Raw genomic sequence first — 7,700 nt, 5'->3', positions numbered from 1 at the left:
GGTACGGCGTCACCCCTACTCGGTCCTGCTGCTCGACGAGGTCGAGAAGGCCCACCCGGACGTGTGCTCGAACGGAGCCCCGCCCGCCGCCGTGTCCGTGCCCGGGAACCCTGCCACCGTTGGGCTATTGGAACACTCCTCCAGTGACGTGCGCCCCACCCGGCGCGTAGACTGTGTCCGTTCCGACCGCCGCACATCCTTGGAGCAACGACCGTGCCCAAGTCCCGCAACGACCGCAAGAAGAAGGCCGTCTACACGCCGCCTCCTTCCAAAGAGAAGCCGAAGGTCAGTCCGCGTTGGCTCGTGCCGACCATGCTGGGCTTCTTCATCCTGGGCATTCTCTGGATCGCGGTCTACTACATCGCGGGTTCCCAGGTGCCCTACATGCAGGACTGGCACAACTGGAACCTGCTGATCGGCTTCAGCGGGATCATCGTGGCCGTCATCCTCTCCACGCGCTGGCACTGACCCCGCCCCGTCCGCGCGCGTGCGCGCGGCCTCCGACCGGCTCGGGGTCCGACAACGGCACCGGCGTCCCCTCTCGGGCGTTCCACCTGCCTTGATCAGGTTTTCCACAGGGTTATCCACAGGCTGTGGGTAGCTCTGTTCGCATGCCTGGAAACAGGCCGTCCCTCCCGTCACGGCTGCCGGTACGGCGCAGGCCCCCGGAGCGGACTCCGGGGGCCTGCGTCACGCCGTGCGGTGCCGGTCAGTACGGAGCGAGCGCCGTCCAGACCACCGGCGCCAGGTACACCGCCAGGACCAGCAGCGCCGTGAAGGCCGCCACGAGGAGCCCGTGCGTCAGTGTGCGCCGGCCCTGGTTCCCCGAGTCCCCGGACGGCAGGTAGGCGAAGACCGCGCCGAGGGCCAGCCCCGCCACGAGCCCGCCGATGTGCGCCGTCCAGGAGATACCGGGGACGAGGAACGTGATGCCCAGGTTGAGCGCGAGCAGCACCAGGATCATCCGCACGTCCAGCCGGAGGCGCCGACCGATCACGAAGACCGCGCCGAAGAGCGCGAAGATCGCCCCGGAGGCCCCCACCGAGAGCTGGTTCGGGGCGAAGAGCGCGCTCATCACCGACCCGGCCAGCGCGCCCACGACCCACAGGGCCACGAAGCGGCCGTGGCCGAGCCAGCGCTCCAGCTGGGGCCCCAACAGGTACATGGCGTACCCGTTGAACAACAGGTGCAGGACACCGCCGTGCAGGAACGCCGCGGTGACCATCCGGTACCACTCGCCCTGGAGGAGCGCCGTGTAGCCGTGCATCCCGAAGGCCGTCACCAACGGGGACCGTCCGGCCTGGCCGATCGGCTCGGAGGTGCCCAGCTGGGCGAGGAAGCCGACCGCCATCAGGGCCAGGATCGTCCAGGTCACGTACGGCTTCTGGACGGCCCTGCCCCCGAAGGTGGTCCGCGCCGACCGCACCGTCCGGTTGCCCTCCGCCACGCACTCGGGGCACTGGAAGCCGACCGCCGCCTCGACCATGCAGTCCGGGCAGATCGGACGGGAGCACCGGGTGCAGCTGACACCCGTCTCCCGGCCCGAGTGCCGGTAACAGGTACGGGGCGACCCCGGCTCGGAGCCGGGTTCGGAGGGGCTTCCTGGCGGAGGGGGGTACGCGGTCATGGGTGGGTCGTCACTCCTCTGTGTCGCACCGCTGGGCCCGTGCCCTAGCGGGTGATCTCGACGCTGTTGAGCACCACGTCCTCGCGGGGACGGTCCTGGCCGTCGGTGTCGACCTTGGTGATCGCGGTGACGACGTCACTGCCCTCGACGACCTCGCCGAAGATGGTGTGACGGCCGTTGAGCCAGTACGGCTCACCGACGGTGATGAAGAACTGCGAGCCGTTGGTGCCCGGGCCCGCGTTGGCCATGGCCAGCAGGAACGGACGGTCGAAGCTGAGGTCCGGGTGGATCTCGTCCCCGAACTTGTAGCCGGGGCCGCCGCGACCGGTGCCCAGCGGGTCACCACCCTGGATCATGAAGCCGTCGATGACGCGGTGGAAGACCGTGCCGTCGTACAGGCTGCTGTTGGACGGCTTGCCCGTGGTGGGGTCCACCCACTGCTTGGAACCGTCGGCCAGGCCGATGAAGTTGGCGACCGTCTCCGGCGCCTGCTCCTCGAAGAGCTTGACGACGATGGTTCCCTTGGAGGTGTTCAGCCGCGCGGTGGGCTGACCCGTGGAGTCCGACACCTCAGTGCCTTTCGGTCGAGTGAGATTTACGTGCTCACGTTACCCGTCCGTCCGCCGCCTTTCGCCTGAACCCGATCAGCGGCCCCCGGTGTCGAAACGTAGATCACAGACGCAGAGGACGTATGTTGAGATAACACCCGGATAACGGGGAAGGACGACGGGAAGCCTCCCGAGGGGGCCGACCACGTCGGCCGCCGGGTGGAGGACCAACGAACCCGAGACAGATCGAAGGAGCTGACGACGTGCCTATCACTGCCAAGCGTCGCAGGGCACGCAAGGAGGCCGAGGCGACCCTCGCCCGGCTACAGGACCTGGCGAAGGTACAGGCCGACCGGCTGGGCCCGTACGCCGACCAGGCGCGGGACCAGGCGGCGCTCAGGCTCGTCCAGGCGCGGGGGTGGACCGCTCCCAGGCTGGAGACGGCCGCGCTCCGTGTGGAGGACACCGTGGCGCCCCGGGTGGCCGGGCTGCTGACCACGGCCGCGCAGCGGATCGACCCGAAGCCGAGCCGCCGCGGACTGCGGATGCTCCGGCGCGGTAACCGCCGCGTTCCGAGAGGGGTCCTGATCGGTGGCGCCGCCGTGATCGGCGGTGTGATCGTGTACTCGCTCGTCCGCATGCGCCAGGCATCGCAGGACGCCGAGTGGCAGGAACACCTGGACCAGGCCCGCGAGCAGGTCCGTGAGACCCGCGAGCACCTGGGCGAGAAGGCCTCGGAGGCCGCCGACGACGCCTCCCGGACCGCCAAGGAGGCCAAGACCAAGGCCAAGGAGACGGTACGCGCCGCCAAGGACGACTGACCTCCCCCTCGGCGGGGCCCGGGTGGGGTCCGCCGGACGGTCCGTGAGCCGCGCCGAGGTCTCGGCGCGGCCTCAGTTGTCCTTGATGAGGCGGTAGATCAGCGGGTACTTCCAGCTCCGGCCCATGAGGCTCATGGCGGCCGCCATGAGCGGCAGGATGAGCCAGCCGAGGAAGACGCCGAGCAGGCCCAGGGCCGGCAGGACCAGGGCCGGCAGGACCAGCCAGATGAGCAGGACGCTCACGATGACGCTGATGAGGCCGAACAGCTGGAAGTTCAGCGCCTCCATGGCCTGCCGACGCAGGTAGGGCGACAGTTCCCCGCCCACCAGCAGCAGGACCAGCGGCGCCACGAAGGGCAGGAACCAGGCGGACAGGTGACCCGCCGCCGCCCCGACCTTCTCCAACGGGTTGTCGGTGGTCGGCTCGGACGCTCGCCCGCTACCGCCGCCCTCGGTCCTGGGCTGGCCGCCGGCCCCGCCCGGGGAGACCCGCACCCCGAGGTCCGCCGTGAGCGGTATGAGGTCGGCGCTCACCTTGGCGCGCATGGACCGGTCGAGCCGGTCACCGAACTCGTCCTCGTCCAGCTGTCCCTGCGAGTAGGCCTCGCGGAGCACCTCCGCGACCGCGTCACGGTCGGCGTGGGTGAGCCGGATCTGCGGTTGGGGCACGGCGGGGCTCTGATCCCACGGGTTCCGCCACGGCGGCTTCTGAGGGTTCTGCACGGCCATCCCCACTCCCAGTGTGCTCTGACGAGCACGGCCGTACGAGGATGACCGCGCCCTCCTCCATGATGCGGCATCTCCGGAGCCACGGGTATGGGGGGCGTCCCTGATCCTCCCCTGATCCGTTCCTCCCCCCAAGGGAGGAGGCGAGCACCGACTTTGGTCGGGACGCTCCTCGCGTCATCCGCCCGGGCTCCCCTCCCCGGCGGACCCCGGCGTCACTGACGTGCGGCGGCGGGTACCTCGGTACGCACGGGCTCCTGCTCGGTCTGCTCTTCCTCGTAGCGCCGTTCGGCGCTGGTCAGCAGGTCGTACCAGCTACTGACGTCCTTGCGCCGGCGTAGCAGCGCACGGCGTTCGCGTTCGGTCATGCCTCCCCAGACACCGAACTCGATCCGGCTGTCCAGGGCCTCGGCCAGGCACTGGGTGCGCACCGGGCAGCCCCGGCAGATGAGCTTGGCGCGGTTCTGCGCGGCGCCCTGAACGAACAGGGCGTCGGGGTCGATCTCACGGCACTTGGCTCGGGCCGCCATCTTCTCGTTCCACATGTTGCCCCACTCCCAAGATCAGCATGTGTGGTGATCGAAACCACCGAGCGGCACGGCCGCCGGTGGACGAGGAACAGCCGGCCGACGCGAGGACGGTGCGCGATCCGGGCGGGGGGCCGCACGGTTCGCCTTCGGGGGTCTCTCGTTTCGGCGCGCTGTGTTTCTCGTTGTCGTTGGTGTCGAAACTACGGATCACCGGAGTTCGCCAACAGACCCCAAGAGGCCTATTTCTCATATGGCCCACTAGGACCATTGCCTCATCGGGAAGTGTCATCATACACACACGGAGAGTGACTGCATGTGGTACAGGCGACCCGAAGCGACCACAAGGAAAGGTCGTCCTCAGACCATTCCGCAAAACCGTGATGAACTGCGGATTCACACTGACGCGAACACGCCGACCCCCGCGCGGACGGGGATGCCGGACAGGACAGGCAGTCACCGAACCCACCCGATCGGGCTATGCGGACCCCCCGGACAGGCCCGCCGGGCAACCACACACGTCACCCAATTCACCCCACACGAACGGATACCGAACTACCGTTTAGTAACCTCGGGAATTCCGGGAGACCAAACAAATGACCCGATTCCAGACAACGACAAAGCGGCCCCGTGCGCACCGTCAGGCGCTCACGAGACCGCTTCTCGAGTGGAGCCAAGGGGAGTCGAACCCCTGACCTCCGGTATGCAAAACCGGCGCTCTGCCAGCTGAGCTATGGCCCCATCGGACCCGGTGACACCCGGGTCTCCTGGAGAGCATACCCGCTTCGGAAAGCTTCCCCGGTCACCGGTCGGGGTCCTGGTGCCGCACAGCACAAAGCCGTGGGTCGCACCACGGGATTGTCGGCCCACCCACGTCTTCGTGTCGCCTGTATCAGCTGTCGCTGGCCGCGGTGGCCTCGGTCCACAGGTCGAGCTCGGCGCGGTCCGCCTGGATCTTGCGGTAGACGGCGAAAGCCCCGAGGGCCACCAGCGCCAGAACGATGATCTTCTTCACTGTCCGGACCCTTTCTCTGTTGGAAAACCGGTCGCACGGTCCCCCGCCCCAGGCGGGGGCTCCGTGGGCAACTTTATGAGGTTGTCACCTAGCAGACTAGCAAGCCGCGGCGGGCGGTCCCTGCCATGGTGGACGGATTCACACCGACTTCTTCCCCGACTTCGGGGACCCGCTCAGGTCAGCAGCGCCATCCGGCCCAGGATGCCCGTGGAAGCCTTCGGCGAAGCGGCGATTCGGGTGAGTTCGTCCCAGACCCTCCGGCACGAGCGGAGCGCGTCCTCCGCCTCCAGGATGCGACCGCCCTGGGTGGCCTCCACGTACGCGAGGTCGGCCTCGTCCTCCTCGAACTCCAGGATGGAGAACGGCCCGGCCAGCCCCGGGTGCGGCCCCGCGGAGGTCGGCAGCAGCTGCACCGTCACATGGCCCGCCTCCGCGAGTTCGATGATGCGCGTGGTCTGCCCGCGCAGGAGGCCCAGATCGCCGGAGACACGTTGCAGGGCGTCCTCCTCCACCACCGCGTGGTAGAGCCCCAGCGAGCCGGAGTCGAGGATCTCCTGGCGTTTCAGGTAGGCGGCGACCATCCGCTCGGCGGCGCGGTCCCCGTACCCCAGCCCCTTCGCCAGGGCGACCGTGTAGTCAGGCGTCTGCAACAGGTCCGGCACCAGGATGCCCGCGTAGGCCCTGAGGGAGACGGCTCCGGCCTCGTTACCCACGTACGCGGACGAGAGCACGTCCTCGTACTCCGTCCACCACGGGCGCAACCGCGACTCCCGCACCAACGTGAGGATGGCCTCCCGCTGGCCCCCCGTCACCCCGTACAGCCGCAGCAGGGCGGAGATCTCCATGACCGAGGGCCACTTGCGGATACCGGTCTCGATGTGGCCCAGCTTGGCGGGGGACCACTCCAGCTCATCCGCCACGTCGTTGAGGGTCATACCCGCCTGGACACGGCGGCGGCGGAGTTCGGCGGACAGTCGCCGTCGGCGAACAGTGGGGCTGGTCATAGCACTGATCCAATGACGCAGAGTGTCGGGACTATCAGCGAAACACGACACCTAGCATCTAGCAATGAGTTTCTAGAAAACAGCGACCGATTCGATGCATTACGCAATGACCCCACGACCAAAACCACAGGTTTGTTACGATAAGTAACCACATCCGTCTCACAGGCAGCGCGTACGATGCATGAGGGCGTACCCGCACACCAAGAGGAACTCATGAGCTACCCGCTTGACGACGCAGAACAGCTGATCGCGAACGCGGAGGCGCTGATGCCCCCCAGCACACGGTCACGGCTGATCGCGAAACTCCGCATGGGTAAGCACATCGACGACGCCGCCAAGGAGCTGGAGATCAGCCCGAAACAGGTGTTCTCCACCGCGCGCGTCCTCAAGCCCTTCGGCGAACAGCTCGACGCGACACTGCTCGACCAGCGCGACCCCTCCATCCCGCACGGAAGCGTCACCGGTTACAACAAGCGCTGCCGCTGCCCCGAGTGCCGTAGCGCCCTCCAGCAGCGGGTCTGACACCGGATCGCGTCCTCTTCCGGCCACGCCCTCCACCTGCGACAACTCGCTGTTAACCCAGACTTCTCGAACCAATACGCCTCGTAGAGGCTTACGAGCCGAGAACTTGGGGGAGACCGCCATCATGAACGAGCACGTGGACTGGTCGGCGATGAGCGAGGACGACTTCGTTGCGCTGCTGCGGCAGCTCATCGACACCCCGGAAGCCGACGAGGACTGAGGGCCCGCGGGTGGTTGCCGCAGCGCGAGAGTCCCACCCACCCCGGCACTCCCCGGGGGGTTGGAACCCCAGTAACCCCCTCAACCACTGCGGGGTGCGGCTGAAGGCGAGGTTTCCCCTTCACCCCCCAGGGGTTTGGTACCTCAGTCATGTGCGGTAGCAAGCCGCACGGCGCAAACCCCCTGAACCACAGCGGGGTACAAACGTGCACGTGAGTGCTGGGTTCAGTGGAGCGGGTTGGCCGTAGAGCGGCAAGCGGTGCTCGGACGGCGGGGGTTTTTACCAGTCCGGGGGACACGCATCTCTCGAACACATCAGTCGTCCTGGGGGGGGGTGGCCCGGTGCCGTGCTTGGCCCTTTCCTACCAGTCGTGTCACACGAGAACACGTCCGCCAAGTGCGGTCCGGGCAGAGCACCATGCGCACACCCCGCCCTGACCAGAGTCCTCAGCACACAAGGGGTACGCAGTAAGCCGCACAGGACCTACCGGCCCAAAGGGATCAGCGGGTTGGCCGTAGAACCCTCGCGCTACAGCAACCACAGGCCCTGTACCCACAGCTCACATCAACCACAGGCCCTGTACCCACAGCTCACATCAACCACAGACCCCAGAACACACCCACCCACCATTCACAAACGCACAAACCCCAACAAAAAAGAGAGGAAAGAGAAAGAACCCACCCAACGGCG

The 7,700-nt window shown here is 67.6% G+C and carries 9 protein-coding genes, 1 tRNA gene and 1 pseudogene; 4 read left to right on the top strand and 7 right to left on the bottom strand.

Annotated features, from left to right (window positions below):
* Both ABZ635_RS26845 and ABZ635_RS26840 read left to right on the top strand, forming a co-directional pair.
* Window positions 1–61 (top strand): annotated as a pseudogene (locus ABZ635_RS26845) (AAA family ATPase); the annotation flags it as partial.
* A gap of 152 nt (window positions 62–213) precedes the next feature.
* Window positions 214–468, top strand: coding sequence for a cell division protein CrgA (locus ABZ635_RS26840; RefSeq protein WP_017546629.1), 255 nt, complete (start codon window positions 214–216; stop codon window positions 466–468).
* A 241-nt stretch (window positions 469–709) separates the two neighbouring features.
* Here ABZ635_RS26840 and ABZ635_RS26835 read toward each other — a convergent pair whose 3' ends face one another.
* Together ABZ635_RS26835 and ABZ635_RS26830 are read right to left on the bottom strand one after the other, a co-directional pair.
* Window positions 710–1,627 carry a rhomboid family intramembrane serine protease gene (locus tag ABZ635_RS26835; protein ID WP_357770006.1) on the bottom strand — a complete coding sequence of 306 codons (918 nt, stop codon included), beginning with the start codon at window positions 1,625–1,627 and terminating at the stop codon, window positions 710–712.
* A gap of 44 nt (window positions 1,628–1,671) precedes the next feature.
* A complete protein-coding gene (locus ABZ635_RS26830; RefSeq protein ID WP_357770004.1) occupies window positions 1,672–2,196 on the bottom strand; it encodes a peptidylprolyl isomerase in 525 nt (174 codons plus the stop codon).
* Window positions 2,197–2,438: 242 nt separating this feature from the next.
* On the opposite strand from ABZ635_RS26830, the gene ABZ635_RS26825 reads away from it, so the two are divergent.
* Window positions 2,439–2,996, top strand: a complete 558-nt coding sequence (locus ABZ635_RS26825) for a hypothetical protein (RefSeq protein ID WP_357770002.1) — start codon at window positions 2,439–2,441, stop codon at window positions 2,994–2,996.
* Window positions 2,997–3,068: 72 nt separating this feature from the next.
* Here the strand turns inward: ABZ635_RS26825 and ABZ635_RS26820 are convergent, their stop codons facing one another.
* The 5 genes from ABZ635_RS26820 to ABZ635_RS26800 form a co-directional block, all read right to left on the bottom strand.
* Window positions 3,069–3,725, bottom strand: a complete 657-nt coding sequence (locus tag ABZ635_RS26820; protein ID WP_357770001.1) for a DUF1707 and DUF4870 domain-containing protein — start codon at window positions 3,723–3,725, stop codon at window positions 3,069–3,071.
* A gap of 212 nt (window positions 3,726–3,937) precedes the next feature.
* Window positions 3,938–4,267, bottom strand: coding sequence for a WhiB family transcriptional regulator (locus ABZ635_RS26815; protein ID WP_357769999.1), 330 nt, complete (start codon window positions 4,265–4,267; stop codon window positions 3,938–3,940).
* Window positions 4,268–4,917: 650 nt separating this feature from the next.
* Window positions 4,918–4,990, bottom strand: a tRNA-Ala gene (locus ABZ635_RS26810).
* Between the two features lie 151 nt (window positions 4,991–5,141).
* Window positions 5,142–5,264, bottom strand: a complete 123-nt coding sequence (locus tag ABZ635_RS26805; protein WP_357769998.1) for a DLW-39 family protein — start codon at window positions 5,262–5,264, stop codon at window positions 5,142–5,144.
* Between the two features lie 173 nt (window positions 5,265–5,437).
* Complete coding sequence (locus ABZ635_RS26800; protein ID WP_357770008.1) at window positions 5,438–6,199, bottom strand: helix-turn-helix transcriptional regulator; 762 nt, start codon at window positions 6,197–6,199, stop codon at window positions 5,438–5,440.
* A gap of 282 nt (window positions 6,200–6,481) precedes the next feature.
* Here ABZ635_RS26800 and ABZ635_RS26795 point away from each other — a divergent pair, with 282 nt between their 5' ends.
* Window positions 6,482–6,790 carry a hypothetical protein gene (locus tag ABZ635_RS26795; RefSeq protein WP_357769996.1) on the top strand — a complete coding sequence of 103 codons (309 nt, stop codon included), beginning with the start codon at window positions 6,482–6,484 and terminating at the stop codon, window positions 6,788–6,790.
* Window positions 6,791–7,700 lie beyond the last annotated feature (910 nt).

It is taken from the genome of Nocardiopsis sp. NPDC007018 (assembly GCF_040635075.1).
In the GTDB taxonomy this organism is placed as follows: Bacteria; Actinomycetota; Actinomycetes; order Streptosporangiales; family Streptosporangiaceae; genus Nocardiopsis.
This window is presented reverse-complemented; position numbering and strand designations above follow the sequence as displayed.